General features: G+C 51.0%; 19 protein-coding genes. All 19 read right to left on the reverse strand.

Translation table 11 applies throughout. The features are described from left to right. Positions 1–82 precede the first annotated feature (82 nt). A complete protein-coding gene (locus KI809_RS19675; protein ID WP_214173315.1) occupies positions 83–760 on the reverse strand; it encodes an FKBP-type peptidyl-prolyl cis-trans isomerase in 678 nt (225 codons plus the stop codon). 74 nt (positions 761–834) lie between these two features. Then, positions 835–2,307: a B12-binding domain-containing radical SAM protein gene (locus tag KI809_RS19680; protein WP_214173316.1), complete on the reverse strand. Its 1,473-nt coding sequence runs from the start codon at positions 2,305–2,307 to the stop codon at positions 835–837. 23 nt (positions 2,308–2,330) lie between these two features. Continuing rightward, positions 2,331–3,059: a class I SAM-dependent methyltransferase gene (locus KI809_RS19685; RefSeq protein WP_214173317.1), complete on the reverse strand. Its 729-nt coding sequence runs from the start codon at positions 3,057–3,059 to the stop codon at positions 2,331–2,333. 2 nt (positions 3,060–3,061) lie between these two features. Next, complete coding sequence (locus tag KI809_RS19690; RefSeq protein ID WP_214173318.1) at positions 3,062–3,820, reverse strand: glycosyltransferase; 759 nt, start codon at positions 3,818–3,820, stop codon at positions 3,062–3,064. Between the two features lie 20 nt (positions 3,821–3,840). Further along, entirely contained in the window at positions 3,841–4,992 is a 1,152-nt protein-coding gene (locus tag KI809_RS19695) for a DegT/DnrJ/EryC1/StrS family aminotransferase (RefSeq protein ID WP_214173319.1), read from the reverse strand. Beyond that, the gene (locus KI809_RS19700) at positions 4,989–5,411 is read right to left on the reverse strand and encodes a cupin domain-containing protein (RefSeq protein ID WP_214173320.1); all 423 of its coding nucleotides are present in this window, start codon (positions 5,409–5,411) and stop codon (positions 4,989–4,991) included. Before KI809_RS19700 ends, KI809_RS19695 begins: the two co-directional genes overlap by 4 nt. 100 nt (positions 5,412–5,511) lie before the next feature. Then, positions 5,512–7,122 (reverse strand): tetratricopeptide repeat protein, encoded by a 1,611-nt coding sequence (locus KI809_RS19705; protein WP_214173321.1) that lies wholly within the window; start codon positions 7,120–7,122, stop codon positions 5,512–5,514. 15 nt (positions 7,123–7,137) lie between these two features. Continuing rightward, positions 7,138–8,856: a glycosyltransferase family 39 protein gene (locus tag KI809_RS19710; protein WP_214173322.1), complete on the reverse strand. Its 1,719-nt coding sequence runs from the start codon at positions 8,854–8,856 to the stop codon at positions 7,138–7,140. Then, a complete protein-coding gene (locus tag KI809_RS19715) occupies positions 8,853–10,340 on the reverse strand; it encodes a hypothetical protein (protein ID WP_214173323.1) in 1,488 nt (495 codons plus the stop codon). The genes KI809_RS19710 and KI809_RS19715 overlap by 4 nt, the downstream gene beginning before the upstream one ends. A 21-nt stretch (positions 10,341–10,361) precedes the next feature. Continuing rightward, entirely contained in the window at positions 10,362–12,386 is a 2,025-nt protein-coding gene (locus tag KI809_RS19720) for a glycosyltransferase family protein (protein WP_214173324.1), read from the reverse strand. A 162-nt stretch (positions 12,387–12,548) separates the two neighbouring features. Then, positions 12,549–14,180 carry a tetratricopeptide repeat protein gene (locus KI809_RS19725; RefSeq protein ID WP_214173325.1) on the reverse strand — a complete coding sequence of 544 codons (1,632 nt, stop codon included), beginning with the start codon at positions 14,178–14,180 and terminating at the stop codon, positions 12,549–12,551. Then, positions 14,174–14,557 (reverse strand): SxtJ family membrane protein, encoded by a 384-nt coding sequence (locus tag KI809_RS19730; RefSeq protein WP_214173326.1) that lies wholly within the window; start codon positions 14,555–14,557, stop codon positions 14,174–14,176. Before KI809_RS19730 ends, KI809_RS19725 begins: the two co-directional genes overlap by 7 nt. Before the next feature lie 7 nt (positions 14,558–14,564). Beyond that, positions 14,565–16,001 (reverse strand): alginate O-acetyltransferase AlgX-related protein, encoded by a 1,437-nt coding sequence (locus tag KI809_RS19735; RefSeq protein ID WP_214173327.1) that lies wholly within the window; start codon positions 15,999–16,001, stop codon positions 14,565–14,567. A gap of 75 nt (positions 16,002–16,076) precedes the next feature. After that, the gene (locus tag KI809_RS19740) at positions 16,077–16,226 is read right to left on the reverse strand and encodes a DUF5989 family protein (RefSeq protein ID WP_214173328.1); all 150 of its coding nucleotides are present in this window, start codon (positions 16,224–16,226) and stop codon (positions 16,077–16,079) included. 12 nt (positions 16,227–16,238) lie between these two features. Further along, positions 16,239–18,095 (reverse strand): carbamoyltransferase family protein, encoded by a 1,857-nt coding sequence (locus tag KI809_RS19745; protein ID WP_214173329.1) that lies wholly within the window; start codon positions 18,093–18,095, stop codon positions 16,239–16,241. A 33-nt stretch (positions 18,096–18,128) separates the two neighbouring features. Beyond that, complete coding sequence (locus tag KI809_RS19750) at positions 18,129–19,541, reverse strand: glycosyltransferase (RefSeq protein WP_214173330.1); 1,413 nt, start codon at positions 19,539–19,541, stop codon at positions 18,129–18,131. Between the two features lie 128 nt (positions 19,542–19,669). Beyond that, on the reverse strand, positions 19,670–20,791 hold the full coding sequence (locus tag KI809_RS19755; protein WP_214173331.1) for a radical SAM/SPASM domain-containing protein: 1,122 nt from the start codon (positions 20,789–20,791) through the stop codon (positions 19,670–19,672). 65 nt (positions 20,792–20,856) lie between these two features. Then, a complete protein-coding gene (locus KI809_RS19760; RefSeq protein WP_214173332.1) occupies positions 20,857–22,905 on the reverse strand; it encodes a glycosyltransferase family protein in 2,049 nt (682 codons plus the stop codon). 252 nt (positions 22,906–23,157) lie between these two features. Further along, positions 23,158–23,640, reverse strand: a 483-nt coding sequence (locus tag KI809_RS19765; protein ID WP_214173333.1) for a hypothetical protein, incomplete at its 5' end; no start/stop codon positions are given.

A 23,640-nucleotide genomic window follows, 5' to 3' on the forward strand; every position in this document is an offset into this window, starting at 1 on the left:
TTCTTTGCTGTCATATCAGAATGATGACAGCTACTTCAGGTGAATAGCTGCCGACCTCAAGCATGATTCCGGATATCACCAACTATTTTGTAACCTCGAGCAGTTCCAAATCAAAGATCAGTGTGGCGCCGGGAGGAATATTATCGGTCCCTTCGTTGCCCAGGGAAATTTCCGGAGGACAGATCAACCTGGCTTTGCCGCCCTGCTTCATCATTTGCATCCCTTCAGATAGACACTTCATGAATTCGTTCAGGACCGACGCATCAGCCTGACCGATTTTGTAAGTGTTCGCCATCTCTTTGCCGTCGATCAGAGTACTTTTGTAATGGACCTTAACCTTGTCGGTCAGCGCAGGAGCAGCCCCATCCCCCTCTTTGACCGACTGAAAAATAAGTCCGGACGCTGTTTTGACCGATCCTTCCCTTGCCTCCTCCTGAGCCATGAAAGCAGCTACTCGTGAAGCCAGCTTTTTCCCATGTGCGTCGCGACGGGCAATTGCCAGGTCCTGAGATTTTTTACTGTAAACAGCAAAATCTACTTTCGGCTTCCTGCCTCTGGCAGCGTCATTCAACCCTCGCTTCACTATCCGCAACTCTGCAGGGGTTAGATCAAACACTTCCAACTGTCTCGCAAGAACGAGTCCTACGGCATAAAAGGCCTTTTGATCTTCAGTCAATGGCCTGGTAACCGGTTTTTTCTTTGCGGCATATGCCGGGAGCGCAATAAGCAGAATGAGTGCTGTGATAAAAATTCGTTTCATAGGTATCACCTTTGCCTGTTTTATTTTTCCACGAATTAAATTCCGAGTATTATGTCAAAAACTGCTTCGGATTTCTAGCGGAACAGCTTCACCGCCCCTTGTAGTTTTGTCGTGAACTCATGCCAGCTGCAGGTGGCCAGCAGGCTGCGCCAGACATAGCGGGGCCTGAGATAAAAACGACGGTAGGACTCCCTCTGCAGACGCAGCAGATCGGCCATGCTTAATGACTCCTCCCAGTGATCCAAGTAAAAATCCGCTCGCGGCGCCCGGGCGAATTCCGCCCACCGCTCCGACCGAATCAGCCCGCGTCGTGCAGCCTCGGCAAACAGCTCTGTATTGGGAAAAAGCGACAGAATGGAAACCTGGGCATAATCAGGATCGATATCCAGCATGAAATCGATATTGCGTCGCACATCCGCGGCGCTCTTCTCGAAAGGGAGGCCGATCATGAAATCGGCTATGGTCAGGATGCCCAGGGAACGACACCACTTAAAGACCGTCCTGACCTGCTCGGTAGTGCAGTTTTTTCGCAGCTGCATCAGCCCGTCGTCACTACCGGTTTCAACACCGAAGGAGATCATGCGACAACCAGCTGCCTTGGCCTTAACCAGCGAGTCATGGGTCACGGTATTTACCCGGCCGCGAAAATCCCAGGTAAAGCGGTAGCCGCGGCGGGTTATTTCGTCGCTGAAGGCGATTACCCGCTCGGGGGTAATATTGAACAGATCATCGTAAAAGTGGACTTCCTTGTACCCCATATCCAGACAAGCTCTGATTTCGTCGGCAATGGCCACCGTCGACCTCTGCCGGTACTTCTTGTACGGCACATCGCAGAAGGTACAGCTGCATGGGCATCCGCGGCTGCTGATCATGGTAGCAAGCCGATCCGATGCACCGACGATACTCCGATAGTCTAGGTGGCTAATAACCGAGCGGTCGGGTGGAGCCAGTGCATCCAGATTTTCCACATAAGCCGGTGGCGGCATCCGTCTGGCCAGAAACCTGTCATCTGTCAGTAACTGTCCCTGATAGCCTCGGATCGAAGCGGCGGTATAGACCCCCCTGATCCCGGTAAAATCAGCACCGGAGGTCAACGCTGTGACAAGTTCGGGAAAGGCCTCCTCCCCCTCGCCGACTATTATTGAATCGAATTCGGGAAGTTCTGCCGCTTCATAGGGAAAAGCAATGGGGTGATGGCCGCCGAGACAAAGATGGGCCGCTGGGAAACGCTGACGTATCGCTCGCGCAGCCAGGCAGACGTCGTACATGGAGACAGTAAAGCTGGTGATCCCCACCAGATCCGGCCCTATCTCCGCCACTCTCTGCATCAGCTCGCCGTGTCCCACCTTTTCAGCAATACAGTCAAGCAAGAACGTTTCATGCTCCGGCGTTGCCTTCCTGAGAGCGGCAAGAATATAGAGAAGCCCCAATGGCGGGAAACGCCCAAAATCCTCGGTATCCAGCAGCCCATGGTCCGATGGGTTGGCAGGATCCACATACTCTCTTGCAGTGTATTCCGCCGGAGGATTAAGAAGAAGGATACGCATAGATTGGGTTCAGTCCTCCTTCCTCACTTTTTCCCAAGAACCTGAACTGACAGCCCAAAAGGCAACCCCCAATACCCGGCAAGTACGGCCTCAAGCCTGAACCAGCTGACAACCAGGGAGTTGAGCGGTCGCCAGGTCTCAGCCAACTCCCCACCCTGCTCCTCCCTGACGCCAAACAGGGACTTAAAGCGGCGCAGCAACCAGACAATGGGGAGTATCAAAGCATAGGCATAGGTGGCATGAACTACCTCAAGTCCGGCTGATTGCAGGGCAGCAACCAACTCACCCTTGGTAAACCTCCGAGCACCGTGGGCAATTTGATCATGCCCTGAATAGCAACTCGAATAAGCCGAATCGACAATAAGCAGCGCACCGCCTGGCCGTAAAACCCGGGCAAACTCACGTACCACCGCCGCTACATCGCTGATGTTCCTGTGATAAAGGACCTCGCATGCCGTCACCAGCGTAAAACTGTTGTCCGCAAAGGGGAGCCGGCTACACTCTCCCTGGAAAAGCGGGCCGGAGAAATGGCTGCGACTCATCTGCAGGGCTGGCAAGTAGCGATCCAGGCCAACGACATCGCCATACCTGCCAAAGTAATGCAGCATTGACCCTGGTCCGCAACCAGCATCCAGCACAATCCCACCACGTGGCACATCGCGCAGCAGAATGTCCAAGAACCGCTCCCTACTCCGGTACCACCAGTGGGTTTTCTGTAGCTGAAAAATTCTCTCGTAGAGCGATGGCTCCATTTTCAGCCTCGCTCCGTCCGGAGTTTTCTCAGCCCGGCTATGGTGGCAAGATACTTGCGGCCACGTTTTATGTAATGCACCAGGTTCGATCCGGTCTTGGATTCGCCACTACGACGGGGCTGCATCATATACGGCAGCTCACAGACCCGGAAGCGTCCGTCACGCAGCACCCGGTAGATGAAATCAATGAAATACTCGCCGTAATCCCCGCGCAGGCGGATATCCCGGAAAACTTCACGCCTGACGGCAATGAAGCCGCTGGTATAGTCGGTAAAGGAAGGATCGAGAAGGTAACGCAGCGAGTAGTTCAGGCATCTGCTCAGAAACAGATGGAACCAGGAGCCGTCACCGGAGCGGTTCTCCCCTCCTCCGGGAAGATAGCGGGAGTTGACCGCCACATCATACCCCTCACAGATCTTCTCCAATAACTGAGGGATACATTCAGGCGGCTGGGAAAAATCGCAGTCAAACCAAACTATTATATCGTTTTTAGCGGCGGCAATAGCATCATTAAGTGAGGCGGTGAGTCCATGGGCCTCAACTCTCCGCAAAACATTGACGGTTGCCCCAGGGCAATCGGTTTCTGCCGCAATCTTCCAGGTGAAATCCAGAGAATCGTCATCGGCAACTATTACCTCAATTTCGCTAGCCCCGGTTTTTTGCACATTCGCCACTGCAGCCATAATCAGATCGGCGATATTGCCGGCCTCATTGTAGGTGGGCATAATGAGCGACACACTGAACGATCGATCTGTCGTCATCGCTGTAGCACCCAAACCCATTACCTGCCAGCCTTTGCGATCTCTGCAACAACGGTTGAAGAGACCTCCTCAATCTGACTTTCGCTTAGCGCAATGCCGCTTGGCAGGTAAAACCCCCTCCGCGCCAGGCGCTCCGCCACAGGGAAACGATAATTGTCAGTCGGCAGGGTTCCCATCCGTTGCAGCACCGGCTGCTCGTGCATCGGCCAGAAGAACGGCCTGGTGCCAATCCCACGCTCTGCCAGTCGCCCCATCATTCCCAAAGCATCGGTCGCCACTTCATCACCAAGAACCACACCATAGACCCAATAGATATTGTCGGCATAATCTGTCCTGGCATGGGGTAGTTGCAGCCCGTTGCAGTCGGCAAGAAGGGCGTCATAGCGTGCCCCCATAGCCCGCTTGCGAGCGACAAACATGTCAAGCCGCTCCAGCTGGGCAACGCCGACAGCCGCCTGTAGATTGGACATCCTGAAATTGTACCCCAGCTCTTCATGCACGAAACGCCTTCCAGGCTGAAAACAGAGATTGCGCAGACTACGGCAGCGCTCAGCCAGCAGGGGATCGTCGGTCAGCACCATCCCTCCCTCGCCGGTGGTAACCAGTTTGTTCGGATAGAAACTGAAAACGCTCAAATCGCCAAAACCGCCGCAGGCCACCCCCCGATAGGACTGTCCATGCATTTCTGCAGCATCTTCGATAACCTTGAGGCCATAACGATCCGCAAGCACCAGCAAAGGATCCATATCAACAGGCAAGCCATAGGTATGCACAGCCATTATGGCTTTAAGCTTGCGATTCCCTTGCCTCTCAATCTGATCTTTCAGCAGTTCTGCAAGCTTTTCAATATCAAGGTTCCAGGTAAGCGGATCGGCATCCACAAAGAGCGGAATGCACCCATTCCTGATAACCGCTGCCACGCAGGAGATAATGCAAAAAGTCGGCATTACCACCATGCTTCCGGGTTCAAGCCGCAGGGCAGCCATTGCCAGCTCCAAGGCTGTCGTGCCGTTGGTCAGGGCGAAGGCAAATTTCCGCCCGGTCCTGGCGGCCATCTCTGCTTCAAAGCGTTCAACAAAAGGGCCTTCAGAGGAAATCCATCCCGAATCGATGCACTCCTGCAGGTATCGCCCCTCGTTGCCATCCAGCAGCGGCTCATTCACCGGAATCATTTTGTCACACCATCAACCTTCATGACAAATCTTGTCTTGTCACTCTCTCCAGCATACGGCCCCTGCTTCACTTCGATCATCTCCAGCTCTTCGAGCACTTCGAAACCGTGCCCCCCCTCTGCCAGGAGGATCACATCCCCAGCTCCCAGCTCCCTGCTATCAACAAATTGCCGGTCGTCATCGTAAAAATTAACCCTGAGCCGCCCTTTCCTGACAAGCAGCACCTCCTGGGTATAAAGCACTTCCCGGGGAACCGGATTATGAATGTGCGGCTCAATCAAATGGCCCGGCGGGTGTTTGATAAAGGCCAGCTGCTGCGAGAGGTTGTGCGGAGTAAAAAAATTGACCCCCGGCTCGCTGAAATTATGGGGAATAATAATCGCGAAGAGCTTGTTCGCAAAACTGACTGTTTCGATCATGCCCGGATCACCTCTCCGCTACTATAATATAAATTATCCAAATCTCTGTAAAAATGATATCAGTGCCTTTACCCGAACATCACAAAATAACGGTCGAATCTCAGAACCAATCAATCGGCGGCGGATTCGGCCCGGCCCGGCGAAAATCCATTTCCGCCTCTGCCGTTCTCCCCAATGCTTTCAAGGCAACCCCGCGCTGGTAAAAGTACGTCGGATGCTGATAGAGTGCGATTGCCCGGTCAAAGTCGGTTACCGCTTCGGCAAAGCTGCCGATATCTCCTAAAGCAACCCCCCTGAAGGCATACAGGTTGTATATCGAGCGGACTCCTGCTTTTTCGGCGATAGCTATCGCGACATTGAAATCCTCAACTGCCGCAGCGCTTTTCCGGTTGATGAGGTAATAAACCCCCCGATCGCCATAAGCACGTCCGACCGGTTCAATCTCGATCACTCTGGACCAGAAAGTACCAGTGTCTTGCCACACCTTGATCAGCTTCAGGGTAATGCCGACGTTGATAACAAGAAAGAAGGCCAGGGCGATAGCAAGCAGCCTGCGTCCCTGTGGCGGCAATCTCCTGGAAAACAGCACCAAGGCCGCTGCAACGGCAATACTGAGTGCTATTGCCGGGAGATAGGTGTATCTGGTTGCCATAGCAATGTCATCACCGGTCTGGACAAATGCGAGCATCGGTGAAAACAGGATGACAAAAGCAAACCAGGAGGCGGCAATTGCCTGCTTGGCCTTTGAGAAGCGCCACAGAAGCAGAGTGGCAGTGGCAACAACCACTGTTTTTACGAGATAACCGTATGGAAGGGGTTTAGGAAGCACGAAGTACGGGCTAATGCCGACAGGGAAAAGCATAAACCGGCAGTATTCGAAGATTGCATTGCCGGAAACCAGCACCCTGACATAAAACGGCATATCCTGCAAAGAGGCCATATACTTCTCAGATGCCGCAAAATAGATGGTAAGCATGGTTATAAAGATGGCGACTGCAAAAAACGGAATCTTTTCCAGCAACAGCGACGCAACTCTTTCTTTTTTGAACCGCCCGAGCGGGTACCAGTCCAGGAGCAGCATCACCACCGGCAGAGTGACGCTAACCTGTTTTGCCAACAAAGATGAGATGAAACAGGCCAGTGCCAGCAGGTATGGGACAATAGAGTTATTCCCAGTCCCGGCTTCTTTGCCGCGTGCATAACGAAGATACGCAAGGACTGTGGCCAGGGTGAAAAAACCGTTGAGCACATCCTTACGCTCCGCGGCCCAGGCAACTGATTCAACGCGCAGGGGGTGAAGTCCCCACAACAATCCAGCCAAGAGCAAGACAAGTGGATAGCAATACCCTCCCTCACCCAGTGCCTCTCGGCAGCAGGTCAAGAGCCTGTCGGCCAGTAGCACCACCAGCGAGGCATTGGCTGCATGGAGAATGATATTGGTAAGATGATAACCGGTCGGATTGTCCCCCCAGAAATGGTAGTCTATGGCAAAAGAGAGATAGGTGAGAGGCAGCCATGCGCCAAGATGCGCTTCGGTGAAAATCCTGCGAAGCGCATGCAGGTCCAGGCTTTTGATGAGAGAGTTGTTGGTAATGTAAAACGGGTCGTCAAGGTTTATGAAGCCGCACGACAGCGATCCTAGATAGACAAGCAGCGACGCAATGCCCACAGCCACGCTGATCCGTATGACGGTTTTTTCGTCTGTTCTCACTAGCGCTCCGTCATCTCAATCAATTCGGTAAATCATTATTGAATACCCTGCCCGTCCCACCGGCTGAAGGTTGCGCATTGCGCGGAACTGATCGGCTTCGGCAATACGGGGCGGATCAAGATAGGTCAGCAGGTAGGGATGCCCCTGGAGCAGAGAGACACTTATAGCCGTATAGCCAGGTTTTGCTGGCATTGAGAGAGACTCGTAATTTATGCCGTAAACCTCTGGCAGTCCATGACCAAAATAAGCCAGCTGGATCTTCTCTATACCATTCTTGGACATATACTTTTTCAGGCTGGGAAGATCCTGTCCCCAGTCGGTGTTCGAATCGATCAGGTAGCGATATCCGTGTGCCGCACCGCCGAAGAGTTCATTGAAATATGAGGTATAGTGCGGTGTTATGCGCAGCACCGAAACAGAGTGTAACATAAACAGGAGCAGCAGTGCCAGTCGTGCGCCATACCCCCTGCCGGCCTGAAACAGTCCGGCAATGAAAATGCAAAGGAACGGGTATATTGGCAGCAGGTATCTGACCCCGACATTCAACCGGTTAAAGCAACTGAGCACCAGAAAAAGGATCAGCGGGACGTAGAGTAAAAGCAGCAGTTCATGGCGCGAAAACAATCTCCTTTTCTGCAGGACAATAACCACCAGCGCCGCAGCAACAAGGAGAAGAAATGGAACAGACTCCTTCATGCAGAAGGCACCAAGATAATAACTGCGGAACCCTTCAATCGACCAGTTCCCCAAGAAGTACGCTGGGAATTCTGAAAAATCGCTATCAGCCTTCTGCTTATCGAAGCCCTCGACAAACGCCTTAGGAAAGGGAACAGGCAGGACACCGGCGACGCTCTGCCCCAGCTTGGACAAAGACTTGCTCTCCAGATGCAACTGACTCAGGGTGGTTCCCGTCCCTTGGAACCCGTAGAAAACATTCACTGTAAGCAGCAGAGTCATCATCACCAATAATAGTGATTTTGACAGATGCAGCATAATGTCAGGCCATCGCCGTTGGGCTCCTTCTGTTTGCTTCAGCGCTGCCAGCATCGGCAAAAGCAGCAACAACGGCAACAGGAGCAATGCCGAGAACTTGCAGAGGAGGGAAATGGCGAAGAGCAGGGATGCCCACACCAGCCGACCTAACCCGGGGTTTTCCAGGTAATCAATCAGCAGGAAAACCAGCGTCATCAAGGTCAGAGTAGCAATAATATCGGTGGTAGCATAGTGGGAATGGGCAAGAAACGTCGGCGAAAGCGCCAGAAAAGAGCTCCCGAAAAGGGCAGCTCCAGGGCCGAAACGCTTTCGAAGACGCCGATAGAGGACAACAAGGCACAGTGACGCTGCCAGGATATTAACAAGCCGTGCAGACTGCAGGTAGCCGTTATAGGCAGAAGCATTGTCCCTCATGAAGTCGGTTGCCACGAACCACGGCTCCCAACCGGCGGCGCTCTCCGGAAACTGATGAAACTGCACCGTTTTTGCCCCGGCAAGGTAGGCAGGCAAGGCCATTGCCATTTTCCAAAGCGGTGGCGTAGCGCTGTCAAAAGAGTAATCGCCGCTCTGCCAATAATGCACACCAGTGGCAAGGTGGCGGAACTCGTCGATGGTCACCGACTCCTGCCTGGACGAGTTGAGAGAGAGCATTACGAAAACAGCTAGCAGTGCCGCAAAGAGCAGGTCCGGAAGCCGGGATTTTCCTGCCGCCCGGGAATCCGTAGCCGGCATATCGGTCATTGCTCCCCCTTCCCGACGGTCTTAAGGTCAAACAGCACCCATTTCCCGTCACTGTACAGCACCTTCGCCCCCTTGTCGGCGGCAAGGGCATTGAAAAAAGGGTGCAAAGTGGGATGGTCCAGGCAAATGGCGTAACGGCTGGAAAAATTGCGTCGGACGATCTCCGCAGACGACGGAGGGGCGTACTTCAGGGTTCGATACCAAAGATCGTAAAGAGCCGGGTCACGCTTGTAAAGCAATGTAGGGTCCAAAGCAACCATGAAATTTCTATCGGGAAGATTCACCATAAGAGTCCCGGTATATTCCCATCCGCAGGTAAAGACATCTGCCCCGGCAGGCACCTCCCTGGTGAACGCCTCGATTACCCCCTGATCCATCTGCCAGAGCCGCTGCTCACTTGAGGTAATATATTTGAGTAAAGGGATTGAGACCAAGGCATAACAGAGAGACACCGTGGCAAGCGACGGAAGTAGCCACCCCTGCCCCTTTCTGTATGTGGCCAAGGCCAGGGAAAGCACGCTGAAAGGAACGAGGTATTCGAGAAAGCGGTTGGTCCTGAGAGTAAGCAGGAAAAATATAACCATGGTAATAGCCATTGCCGTTGAAAGAAGGTGCTGCTTTCGGTCCCGCCAGGCAGCGACAAGTGCGCCGATGACAACTATGGTGGTTACGAGCATGAACCTGAACCACTCTTTGAGAGGAAACGGCTCGAACTCTTCTCCCATGTTGAACTCGACATGCTTGCCCCATGCGTTGCGGAACAGAATATCTGTCATGTGAATCCAGTTGATCTGCAGCAGGTTCATGGTATTAGGGTGGAGAAGGACTCCGGTCGCAATCCCTGCCAGCACTATTAGTGCTGATCGATGGTCAAACCGTTCATCCGTCCAGAGCCGGCCAGCCTCTGCGGCAACCAGCAAGATCAGAGGGATCTGCCAGAAGGCCACATAAAACAGCGGATAGAGCAGCGCCAGCAGAAACAGGACCAGCGACTTCCGGCGGCAGTAAGCCCATACAAGAAGCATGGCAAGGGCAATTGAAAAGAGATGGGGGCGGACCTGAGAAAAGCGGTAGAGGTAGTTCGTCGCTGCAAGAGGGATCAGTGCCCAGAGTCCGGCAAACCTGACACCTTCCGCCCGCAGAACCATAAACATGGCCGAAAGAATTGAGGCGCCGCCGATAATGCCGACAATCCTGGAGGCCGTGTTGAATCCAAGGGGGGTAAAAGGGACAAAGAGCAGATGGAAGAAAAACTCCTTGTCGGCGTAATGATCGAACTGCCAGCTGAACCTGGTCCACGGAAAGCTCTGCAGTATCCCGTGCTCGCGGATCAGCCTGGCCACAGAAAAGTGGTAGGCAGTATCATCGTCTAGCGGATAGGGGATGGAAAACTGGATGCAGGCGACAATAAAAGCAAAAAAAGCTATCCAGACAAGGACACCAGTACGCCCGGTTGAGTCGTAGTAACTATGGTTCTCGGTCATTGGCGGGCCTTGCGAAAATGGCTAATCACCGATTGGAGCACATTTCCTCCTGCGCATAAATATCCAGACAGCTGCGGTGCAGAGAAAAGCGCCGGTAACGTACCATCCGGCAGCGAAATACGGATCATGGTAGGTCACCTTAACCACATGTTGTCCAGGGGGGATGAGCAACCCTATCTGGTTGCCGGAGGTTGCTGACACATCCACCTGCCTGTCATCAATGACAGCGGTAAAGAGTCGGTTGTAAAGAGTATTCACCACCAACCTGCCCGGACGTTCTCTCCTCGTTTCAATCCTGATGCTATTGGTGCTGAACCGGTGTTGTACGGCCTCTGTTTCCGGATCATCCTCCCAATAGACAAAAGGTCTGGCGGCAGGATCATATGCGATCAACCGATCATTGCCCCGATAAACAGTGCGCAGGATCGACGACTCGGGAATCGTTATTTGCTTTTCCAGAACATACCACTTTACCCCCCAATGACGAAAATATTCGAGTTCAGAGGGATCTGGAGCGAACATATTGTTGTCAACGAAGAAATCGGCACTGCCGTTTCTTTCCAGAGCTGCCTCCAGATTTGCCCGCGACACCAGTGTTTCATAGCCGGCAAAATGATAGAGCCCAAAGAGCGTGGCAAAGTTGTACCCCAGCAGGTATGGCTGCTTATCCTGATCGTCTGTCTCTTGGGAAACAATAGTAACAATTCTCCCGGTAGACAACTTTTCCTGTAGCTGTTCGGTATATGGGATCAGTTTAACCTTGCGGGTATCATAAGGGGTAGAGAGGTGGAATGCCAGCAGATTGGTTACCTGCACCACAAGGATCACCGTGACGATTACTTCTGGTCGCTGACATTTACGAACAGCATCGAGCAATCGTTCCAAGCCGACAGCAGCCAGCGCAATCGAAAAAAAACTGCTAAAAAATAGAAGCTTGAACGGAAAACGTTGTCGGTTGTAGAACGGGATATGATAGACCAGACGAGTAACAAACGTATTGTTCGCCCAAAGCAGCGAAACGCCTGCCAAAAGCAACAGAACAATAGCCAGACGACGGTATGGCGGCCTGCAGAAGATGGCGGCAAGGGCAAAGATAACAGGCAACCACCCTATGTGGGGAAAGAACAACTCCTGACCAAACAGTTGGTAATACTCTGAGTTAAAGGGGAGCAGCAATCCCCTTACCCACAGAGAAAAGGTATAGCCTCCTCGGGAATACATTTCCCAGGTAAGCGCGCTGCTCCTGTCCGCGGAGGATGCAATCTGGCTGAAAGCAGGAAGCAGGAGAGGAGCGGACAGGATAGCAGCAATACCGTAACTTGAGCAGTGCCGGATAATGAATGACAGCACGCCGACCTTATCGGACTCATTGCTGACAGGGGGGGGTTTATCCCGGTTGATGCCATGACACACGAAGGCGAACAAAAGATCAAAGGTGACTACATACATGAAGAACGGAGGATTTCCCACCCAGAGGGCAGCAGTTCTCAACAGCGTCAAGATGATAAAAGGGCGTAGGGCAGGCGTCCACGCCAGCCGCTGGCCGTAGAGTAGAATCCAGGGGAAAAAGGCTGCATATTCGATGACCTGAATCCATCCATCCCCCACCCTCATGACAAAGCCGCATAATGCCCAGGAGATCCCTGCAAAGAAGCCGCTAATCGTCCCCAGCCCCCACTGGCGAGTGAGCAGGGAGAAGCCGATGGCCGCAGCTACCAGATGAAATGCCGCCAACAGATCGATTGCCCAGTAATAATTGCCGCACAGCCACTTGCTAAGGACAAGGGCAATGTAGTTCGGCAGGTACAATGCTGCTGACTGGATGCAGGCAAACACCGGTGTTCCGAGAAACTGGTGAAAATTGAAGAGAGGGAATTCCCCCTCCAGCACCGCCCTGAGATTGTGAACATAGTAAGGCAGGTTCTGGTCGAGGTTATCGGCTTTCAAAAAATAATGAGGATACTGCCACTCGATTATTCCGACCAGACTTAAGATCAGCAAGGCAAGGCACAAAGGGGAAAAATATTGTGGGAATCTGCGGGACATCACTACTTCACCTGCCAACAAGTAGTATCTAACCAAACGAATAGCTGGTACTGCAACCGCCTGATGCGCCATAAGGCAATAATTCTCAGGCCCCGAGACGAATTCTGAAGAGTTCCCACACACAAGCCAGGCAACCAATATTGGCCTGACATAAATTTAACTCTATCGGCCATCGCCTGTCCGGCGGGGCGAATCTATGTTCAGCGTCGACTGCGGTGCAAGGCCTAGTGCGTCGAGCGCCCCGCCATGTTCCGGATTCAGCCGCAGAGCCGCGTTGAAGTCCGCCGCAGCGCCGGCACTGTCACCCAGCTCTTTTCTGATAAGGCCGCGCAAATAATAATCGTCGGCACTGTACTCCGGATCAGTTGCCAACAAGGTGTTCAGGTCAGCCAAAGCCTCACGGTTCAAACCTCGCAAGCGGTATATCTCAGCTCTGGTGTGGAGGGCGGGCATGTATTTACGAAAGATCTGAATCGCCCTGTTCAGATTCTCCAGTGCTTCGTCATCACGCCCCTGTAGATGCAACGCCGTGCCGTAGGTGGCAAAGGCCTGGGCAGAATGGGGATTTGTGCGGATAGCCCTCAGGGCAAAAGCCGCCGGGTCCTTGTAATTCCCGCTGTAATACAGGTTGAACAGGGCCAGGTAGAGCAGCAGTCCCAGTGTCACGCTATTGAAGTAGCGCTTCTGATCCAACCCGTAGGCCTGTACAAGCTGCAAGTTGAGCAACAGCAGGCCGAAACAGGTCACATAGGCCCGATGATCCACATGCTCATAAGCAAAATAGTAGAATAGTGGAAAATAAGCCATCCCCGGAAGGATACAGAGTAAAAACCAGGCGACCGCAAACAGCACCTCCCGCCCCACTCTTTCTCTTGCCTGCCAGAGCAACGCAGTCAACCCGACGAGCACCAGCACTCCTGCCAGGGTGGCGGAGAGCTTGTATTCAGGCAGGGTAGACATATTGACCGGCAGGTAAAACCTGGCAACCATCTCCGGCAAAGTCCGCAGGTTTTTCAGAAACGGCACAATCCCCGTATCCCCTTTGTACAGTATCACTGCCGCTGATTTCAGCATGAAGTAAACTGTGAGCACAGCGGCATAATAGAGGGCAAGAAATGCCGTTTTCTTCCTGGTTAAAAGGTCTTTTTTCCTGTATGCCCACACATAGATATAAAGCAGCAGGGGCAGAACAACTGCGCTCTCCTTGGAGAAAATTGCCAGGGTGAAGAACATGCCGTGGTACAGGTAATAGCGTAGTTTTCCGGTTTCAAGCTGGATTATAAAGGTAATCAGGGTCAGAAATGTGAAGAGCGCTAGAAGAAGATCACCACGGGCTGGCAGCCAGGCCACCGCCGTCATGAAGAGATAGTGGGTTGCATAGACCAGCGCCCCGAGCAAAGCGATTTGCCGGCGGAGATTCAACAGCAGGAACAGGCGAAAAACAGCGAGGCAGGAGAGGATATGCAACAGCAGGTTGGTGCCGTGGGCTACTAAAACCGTATCCATTCCCCATTGGGCATCGATGATAAAGGTAGCTGACTGCAACGGCCGATATAGATCGATGGACTTTACCTGGTAAAAAGCGTCAGTGGCGAATACCGTGAGAATATTGGCAAGGTTCTTCAGATAGGGGAGACTGCCGGTGATGAGCACCTCGTCGTCTGATTGAGTGATGCCGTAAAACAGGCATTTGAAATATACAACGCCACACACGACAGCAAGCAGCAGGTCAGTCCTCCAGGAGCATCCTTCGAAACAGGGATCAACCTGCCTGCGGCCACCGGCTCTTACCACATTTTCTCCAGATCTGTTTTTTGAAAAGTATGATTACGCTCGGAATAATAGGATTCCTTTTGTTGCCATTTCAGTTCGAGCGGGTCTTTATTGAACAGTTTATAAACAGCTGCTACGGGCACCAGCACAAGGTAAAAAACAGTACCAAGCAGAATTCTATTGTTGAATGAAGCTATTTTGGCAGCCACCCTCAGCCACCAGCTCGCAATGAGGAGTGCAAGTTGCTTGGCAAAGAGAGCAATGCACAGCAACAGTATTGCCAGCCATGCCAGCAGCCGGTGTCCTAAAACCTGCTGTATAATAAGGGAGAAAAGGGCCAGGATTGCAAAAGTTTCCAACACCAGCGCACGCGAAGGTTTTTCTTGATTCTTCAGCATACTCTCCCTATTTCCCTTGGCTGTTATCCTTGGCGTTTGCAAACCGGTCCGCTAAATACAGTGCAACCCGGTCCACACCCTGCTGTGACCAGTGACCATCCATATTCAGATAGGCTCCCGGAACTTTGGCCAACACCTCACGTAGGTCGATGACATCCATCCCATCGCTACGGGCATGACTGACAATCCGGCTGGTCGCATCATCAAGATATTTCAGGTAGGCTTTCATATCCGCAAGCGCCGCATAGTGGGCTGTCATCCTGGAATCGACGCTAAAGCCCTCAGGAATAACCACAAGGGTAAATTTGACCCCATTCCTGCGGCAAAGCTCCTGTGAAGCCTTGACCCAACCATATGCATAGCTGTCGTCAATATATTCCGGTGCAGGCATCCCATTGGCAGCTTTTGTTGCAACATCCAGAAAGTAGCTGCGAAACCTTCCTTCGTCAGGATGCCGCAGCATATTGAAGAACAAGCTTCTTGCCTCGGCAGAAGAGCTGTTAAGAACCGATTTTAGCCTTGCTTGGCGTTCTGGAGGGAAAAAAGAGAGATACTCTCCTTCTGTCTCACCATCATTGCCTGTCTTGCCAAAAATCTCCTGCAGTTCCAGCTCGTGCTTCAGGAGCGCCCCCCCCTTGAACCAGGCTCGTAGCACCGGACGGCGCTCGTTGCTGATCACCTGATCCAGTGATCGCAGCCCGAGAACCTGCAGAAAGGACAGCCTGGGGTACGTTGCCGATACCCCCCCATAGCTCAGTAGAGTGCGGTCATGGATGAAATCATTGCCTGCATAGATAGTCATGACGCAATGATTCGGCTTCAAGGGAAGCCCTACCCTTTTCAGCCGGTAAAAATATTCATCAGGATCTGTTGCTGAGACACCGAGATTTATCAGCTCGTAGGATGGGGCAACCCCATTAAGCAGAGCTGCAGTTCGTGCGACGAGAGGCACATTTGCCCCCTGCTCCAGAAAAGAGTCCCCGACAAAAATCATCCGGTACAACCCGGCCTGGGGCGCGACAGAATGTTCAACATCTCTCTGCCCCCAGGAGTTGACCTGGACATAACCTTCTTTTTTACTCTGGTATTCCCATGCTTGCTTACCTATTGTTGAAGAGACCCCGTGCAAACCACTCATCGGCCAGTTCACGGCAAAAAACGAGGCGGCAAAATTCATCAAAATAAGAGTCACTGTTACCAGCAGCGAGGCATGGATAAGACCGAAAAGCACCTTTTTTTGCAGGGTACTGCCATCAGGGCCAGCTTCTCCCTGTTGCCTGCGTAGCATAACCCACCACCAGCTCCAGGCAGAGCAAAAGGCCGCGACAGTCATAATGCCTGGCAGCAAGGCGTCAGTGCGAGCCACTGACGCCTTGTCTTCCAGCAATGTCACCGCCAACCCGCCAAGTGAAAAAAACAGGACCAAGGCTGAGATTAGCAACATCAAGTAGGCCACCCTGTCTATATTCAACTTTAACTTGTTTAATAGGCGCATATTGCCTGGTACCGAATCATGATACTAGAACAGTGTGTAGATGAAAGGGCCCAGAGCCGAGCCGCCTGAGACTGCGATCAGCAGTCCTAAAAACAGCAGCACTGCAATGATCGGCAGCAACCACCACTTCTTTCTCTCCAGCAGAAACAGCCACAACTCTTTCAGAAAAGTCACCTTTACTCCTTATCAATCGAGTTGAAATTTGGGCAGCGGAGATGCATGAAAATCCGGTTGCATCTTCTTGTCAAAGATAAAATTCCCAAGCACAAGATAATCCATATCTGTCTGCATGAAGCAACGATAGGCATCCTCCGGCGTCATCACAATCGGTTCACCGCGAACATTGAAGCTGGTATTAACCAGGACGGCATAACCGGTTTTGCATTTGAACGCTTCAAGCAGCTGCCAGAAACGGGGATTGGTTTCCCGGTGGACTGTCTGCACCCGGGCGGAATAATCGACATGGGTCACCGACGGGATATCGGAGCGAAGATGACAGAGCTTATCTCGCACTCCCCGTGCCTGAAAATCGGCTGGCAAGGAATTTCGCCTGTGTGCCTGCACGTCAGCCACCAACAACATGTACGGGGAAGGAACAGCGAGATCGAAATACTCTTGAAGACACTCCATCTGCACTGCCGGAGCAAAGGGACGAAACCCCTCCCTAAACTTGATCTTCAGATTAAGTTTGCTCTGCATCTCTGGTGAGCGAGGATCGGCCAGAATACTCCGGTTGCCGAGGGCACGCGGCCCCCATTCCATCCTCGACTGAAACCAGCCGATGACGTTGCCATCAGCCAGCAGGCTGGCCGTTAAATCACAGAGTTCCGTAAACAACTCGTAACAGTGGGACACAGCGCCGAACTTTCTGGTCATCCGCTCGATTTCAAGCGAAGAGTACTCCGGCCCAAGGTAGGCACCCTGCATTCGATCCAAGTTTTTGTCAATCTGGCGTGAGCCGGAGCAGCTGATATAATGGGCTGCCAGAGCCGCTCCCAGAGCACCTCCGGCATCGCCGGCAGCCGGCTGGATCCAGATATTTTCCACCAGACCACTTTTCAGTAACCTGCCATTTGCAACACAATTCAAAGCAACCCCGCCAGCAAGACAGAGGTTAGCCGATCCGGTCAGGCGTCTGGCCTCACCGGCCATCTTCAGCACTACCTCTTCCGTTACCAGCTGAGTCGCAAGTGCAAGATCGCAGTGCTCCGGCAGGAGGTCCGCCTCTTCCTGGCGCCTTGTGAAGCCAAACAGCTCTTCCCATTTGGTGATGTCCACCATTTTTTGCCCGACTGCAAAATCAAAGTACTCCATGTTGAGTCGCAGAGAACCATCTTCCTTGATATCAACCAACTGCTCTTTAATCTTACTGACAAAGCGGGCTGTCCGACTGGAAGAAGCGTTACCGTAAGGTGCAAGACCCATCAGTTTGTATTCGCCGGAATTAACCTTGAACCCGAGATAATATGTTACTGCTGAATAAAGGAGTCCAAGCGAGTGAGGGAACCTGAGCTCCTTCAAAACTCTGATAGCCCCCCCTTCACCATGGCAGATTGAGGCAGTTGCCCACTCACCAACCCCATCCAGAGTTATAATAGCCGCATCTGCAAAAGGTGACGGGTAAAAGGCACTGGCAGCATGGGAAAGATGGTGTTCGGGGAAGAGCAACTTGATATCAGCCGGGCAGGTAACGTCGGCAGTTTGCAACTCTTCCAGAAGCAGCTTTTTGAGGAACAGTTTTTCCTTGATCCAGACAGGCATTGCCGCCACAAAGGAAGTGAGCCCTCGCGGTGCAAAGGCGTAATAGGTCTCCAGTAGACGTTCGAACTTCAGGAAAGGTTTGTCATAGAATGCAACTGCTGTCACAGCTGCCATAGAAATACCGGCGAAATCTAAACAGTAGCGCACCGCATTTACAGGGAAGGCCGAGTCATGCTTAACCCTGGTAAAGCGCTCCTCCTGGGCTGCCGCCAGGATCTCTCCGTTGCGGATCAGCACTGCGGCTGAGTCATGATAGTATGCGGAAAGCCCAATTATATACATCTGTCGTTAGTATCCTGAATAACCAGTCATATTTCAGACAAACTTCAGTTTCCGGGCGGCAGCTAGCAGCATCCGAAATAGCAGTAACCCATGCGACCAACGGCTTATATTTGTCTCTCCATAAAGCCTTTCACCGTAACGAACTGGTAAATCTACTATTTTGAGATTCAATCGTGCTGCCCCCAGCAACAGGTCAAAATCGCCAAAAGGATCAATGTCTCCAAAATGACTCCTGTTTGCGGCAAGCTTCTCATAGCTGTGCTTCCACAGTGCCTTGGTCCCGCATAATGTATCTTTGATCGTCTGGCCAAGCAACCAGGTAAATGCAATACTGAAAAACTTGTTGCCTATCAGATTAACAAAACGCATTGCCCGATCATTCAATGGATAAACCAGGCGAACTCCATTGATGAACTCACCATGCCCCTGAACCAGGGCCATGTAGAACTTCTCCAGACTTTCAGGAGCAACAGTCATGTCGGCATCCAGAATCATCAGAATATCCCCGACTGCAGCCTCAAACCCGGTTCTCACCGCATCCCCTTTGCCACAGCCACTTTGCCTCATAAGTCGGCATTTCAATTCCGAATGACTGGCTATCTCAGCCTCAATGACCTCGTAAGTGCCATCGCTTGAGCCCCCCTCAACGAAAATAATCTCTGTCCCAGCGCCCAGTTGCGGAATACGTTCTATGACTTCTACTATATTGCCGGCTTCATTGCGAGTGGGCACAATTACCGAGACGGTCGGCCTTGCAGTACTATCGAATCTGACAGGCAAAGCTCTGGCTACGATAAAATGGGTCAGGTTAAACCAGCTGAACGGCTTGAATTTGGCAAGTCCCCGGTTACAAAGTGATGTGACCCCAGGGACGGCCAGCGGCAGCAATATTTCTGATCGATGACTGACAGTGCCAAAACCGCTGAGATTTAACAGGCCAATCAGATCCTCAACCGTTAGCCAGTTCTGTGGGAGCATTTCCCTGGCAAATCCGAGCTGCTGAGCAAATCGTAGTGGCAGGTTCCAAAGATGACTGTAGAAATTGAAAACGATTCTTGTTTCAGGAGTGCAGAGCCGATGCACAGCCAGCAAGAACTCCTGAACATCCCAGAGGTCATCAACTAGGTCAGAGCATATTATATAATCAAAGCTCCCACTGATCCCTTCAAGATTCTGAGCATCCTTGAGATAAAACTCCAGAGAAGGGTGCAACTGCCGTGCATGCCGCAGCATCCCCTCCGAAAAATCGACCCCGACTCCACGCGCCGGAGATAAAGATGCCAGCAATTCACCTTTAGCACATCCGATCTCAAGTACAGCCTGATCGGCAGGGATAATCTCCCGGTAGAGCTCTGTTAGCCTCCGATGGTACTCACTCCGCAGGCCGCAATGGCTGAATCTATCCGCAAGCCTGTCCCAGTGGGCTACTCGAGATGATTGGTACACTTTCTGAGCTTGACATGCCGACTCATTTACCAAGAATGTAAATCTCCGTTAACAACAAATTACTCAGCCCCTTGCAAAGCCATGAAGATGAATCTATATGCTTTGCATGCAAAAATCCGTGTAAAGCTCTAATGTTCCCCAGTCCTGCCAGGACTATTGACAGAATTACAATCAGCGCTCTCATTGCATTCAGAGTGACAGCAACTGAAGCAGAAACTGGACAAACTCTTTTTATCGAGTGACGCCCTGAAGGCTCTGAAACGATCATTGTTCCATAGTTTGGCAAGGCTGTCATTCCTGACGTTTCCGACCAGAAAGGACATACAGGGGAAAACGTCCCCATGGGGCGAAATGGACATTCGTGACCAAGGCAGGAAACAGGAGTTGAAACTCTGGGGAGTGAGTTCCTGCCGATAGAATTTTTCAAGGTTCACTTCATTCAACATTTTTTCCGGATACGTGCGGATTTTGACCTTTCCCTTGTACTTTCGTATTTCCTCTATCTGCTTGGTCAGAACGGTCAAATCATCATTCCCTAACACCGGATATACAGGCTGTGTCTGACAGATTTCCTGTAAATCAATACGATAGGGAGCACTGTATATATTATCCATCGAGCGAGGAATCGAAAAAGTCACAAAATCTGCTGAAAGACTATCAGCCAGATTAAGGATATCAGTCAACTGGTGAAGATTCTCCTTTAAGATGACGGTCTTTATGTCAATTAGTGGGAAGGATGTTTTCAACTCTTTCTTTTTTTCCTTGATTTTGCCCAGTGCCTCGACGGCCTTGTCAAAGAGACCTGGGCTGCGGCGGATGCTGTCGTGAGTTTCCTGCATTCCATCTATAGATACGGCCATAAGCAGCAACCTGTTTCGTACAATCATGTCAATATGGCTATCCTTGATCAAAGACCCGTTAGTAACAAGGGAACACTTGCCCCTTTTCATTCCATATTCGAGTATAGAGGCAATATCTTCCCTTAAAAACGGCTCTCCGCCGGTGAGAGAGAGGATACACCACTTGGGAAGTTGATCAATTATATGCTTTATCTCCTGCAAGGTAAGTTCGTTTTGGGGAGACAGCTTGACGTCTTGATAACACATTGCGCATTTAACGTTGCAACGGTGGGTAACTTCGATATGAACAAACAAGGGAGGCAATGCTCGGGTGGAGTTGAAAAGAGAGGGAAGCAGAGTATGGATCTTCCCCAGCAGGTCAAATATTCGCGAAAAATCCAGTGCCGCCATCTTTGATTGGTTCCTATATTTTAGTCAGTAGTGCCCATCATGAACAAGTAAAAAAGGTTGGGACACTAATAAAGAAACAGATTAACTAGTCTAGCTCTTATTTTAGCAAAGGAGAGAGATAAAATGATCAGCAGAATAACTGCGCCAGAGATTTTCGCTCCATTGATAAAACTCCGGTCGGCATACCTGAGAGCTATTGAGTGTCTTCCCTTTGGCACGGATAAAGACATTTGGTTGTCTGCCGTCTCGGCAACTTCTATCTGGATGCCATCCACTTGCGCGGTAAAATAAGGATGGTACAGCATATTAACAATAACAGTGCCTGCTTTATTGCAATCTGAATCTATCTCCACTGAATTAGTTTTGAATCGATAGGATAGCCTTGCGTTGTCAACCGCCTCCTGCCAGTAGACCATAGGTCGTGCCAAGCTGTCTTTCAGAACATTGCGATACGTATCGCTGTATTGCAACTGGAACGGTGCAGCAGGATCCAAAGGTATTGCCTTATTAACTACGTACCACTTTACCCCCCATTTCCGAAAATGCTCAAGTGTTTCTTGCGGAATATAAAATGGCTCATCTGCCGGAAGATTAAACACCGGATTGTTCTTTATGCCTAACGATGCCTTACCTCCCTTTTGTGACACAAGCGGGTCATATCCCCCGAAATGAAACAGCCCCCAGAGTGTTGCATAGTCATATCCGAGATACGGAGCAGAAAAACCGGGAATCAATTTATCGCCACGTATCACGTCGTCAAGACTGGCGCTTATAATCCTGCCATCAGCAATGGTAGCTTTTAGAGGTTCTGTCAAGGGGAGAGGGTCTTCATGATAGCCAAACGTTCGCTGCGGTGAGAAGGAATACACCGCAATGAAGATGCAAAGATGAACGACAATGACCGTTGCCGCAACAACTTTAACAGTTTTATTCGTTAGGGATGCGTAATCAGATAGTTGTTTCAGGAAGATGTCAAAACCAAGAATTGAAATGACCGTAATGAAGAAACTACCAAAGATTGCCAGCTTAAACGGGTAGCGCATTCTGTTATATACTGGAACGTAATAAAAAAGCCGCGTTACTATCAGTTCGCCAGCCCACATAATAGCAAACAAGAATAGGATGATTGAAACCGTTCCCAGAACAGCACATTTACCAGAAAGCACTTTTCTTTTGTATAGATACAAAAAAAAGAACAAAATTGTCAAATACCCGACAAATGAGAGGTAATGAAGTTCAAATTGAGTAATTACCGAAGTTGAACTAAATGGGTCAATAAGCCCGCTTAGCCAGTATTTGAGATTATAGCTGTAACCAACATATTCATTCCAGCTTAATGGATTGCTTCTGTATGCAGAAACCTTTGTCTGCCACGCGGTCTGTAGAATTATAGGAAGGGTGACAATAACGACTAAAAAATAATTTACCGTGAAAGATACAAGTGCCTTAGTAAACTTTGTCGACTTAGAGTCAAGCAAGCAAAACAGAATAACAGTCAAAATTTCAAACGTGGCTGTATACAAGAAATATTGTGGATACCCCAGCAGTAGATTGCAAACCTTAAAAAACAAAAGCAGGAGAAAAGCTCTGAGGTCAAAGGAATAACATTGTCTTACTGTGTATAAAAGAATCCACGGGAGATACGCAGCAAGCCCGGTTACATGGATCCACGAATTCCCTCCGATGATCACAAAAGAGCAAAATGCCCACGTAATCCCGCCAAAAAGACAACTAGCATCGTCAAGCTCAAAATATCGCCCGAAAAAATAAAAACCTTGAGCGGCCAGAATTAGATGAAATAAAGCAATAATTTCGAATGAAGCGAAATAGTGCCCAAACATGAAATTGCTGAGAAGCAGTGCCAGATAGTATATTGGATACAAGGCCGCATAGTGGATTGTTACTGGAGTGCCAAGATACTGATGAAAATTGTAAAATGGGAACTCACCACTGAGCACAGATCTAAGGTTATGGAGATATATAGGCAAATACAAGACACGATTGTCGTCCTGCATAAAGTAGTACGGATGACTGATTTCAATCGAGAAAAAGGCCACTAGTGTCAGCAGCAACAGTGCTACAGGATATCTGTAATCTGGAATAGCTTTGAGCATATACTCTACTTACCAACAATATTTTTTAAGCATCAATACACTAAAAAAGGTGAGACCGCAGCAGCGACCTCACCTTTTTTTATTTACGCTTCATTGCAGATCAGCAGGGATGAACAACTGCGCTACCTACAATCTTTGGAGTTACGTAGCTCTTTTTCATAGTCGGCACCTCCTTTCTCTATAAATCACAGCTAATTTGTGTAAAGGTCTTATCCATGGGGCACCCGAAGATGCCCCATGAGACATTAATTACTACCATGGTGTCAGCTTGTTCCATCTCTGGTTGGTCGGGTTGTAGCTCGTGCCTCCGGCGTTCGTGGCGTTGTGGCAGTTGGAGCCATAGGAAGCGACCGTAGGCTGGGTACCTTGGGTCGTGCCGGTAGGCCGGTTGGTCTGGAACCACCAACCACCAGGGTTCTGGGCGGAACCAGGGGTATTGGAGTAGCGCGATCCGCCGCCAGGGAAGCGACCGGCCCCCAGAGCCGAGGAGGTCAAGGTGCTCTGGATGATGTTACCCGGTGTGGCAGTTGATGCCCCGGTGGAAACAATGACTGCCGCCTGCTGCTGCCCGAAGTGACGCGCATCAAGGCAGTTGGTGACTGCAAGCCGCGGCAGACGAGAGACGTGCGGTGCATGGCACTTGGCGCAGGTGTAAGCATGGACAGCGTTGTTGAGGTTGGTGGTGCCGCTGGCGGTTGCCGACCAGCCGGCTACTGACTGGTGCACCCGCTCTTT

Source organism: Geoanaerobacter pelophilus, from assembly GCF_018476885.1.
Lineage (GTDB): Bacteria > Desulfobacterota > Desulfuromonadia > Geobacterales > DSM-12255 > Geoanaerobacter > Geoanaerobacter pelophilus.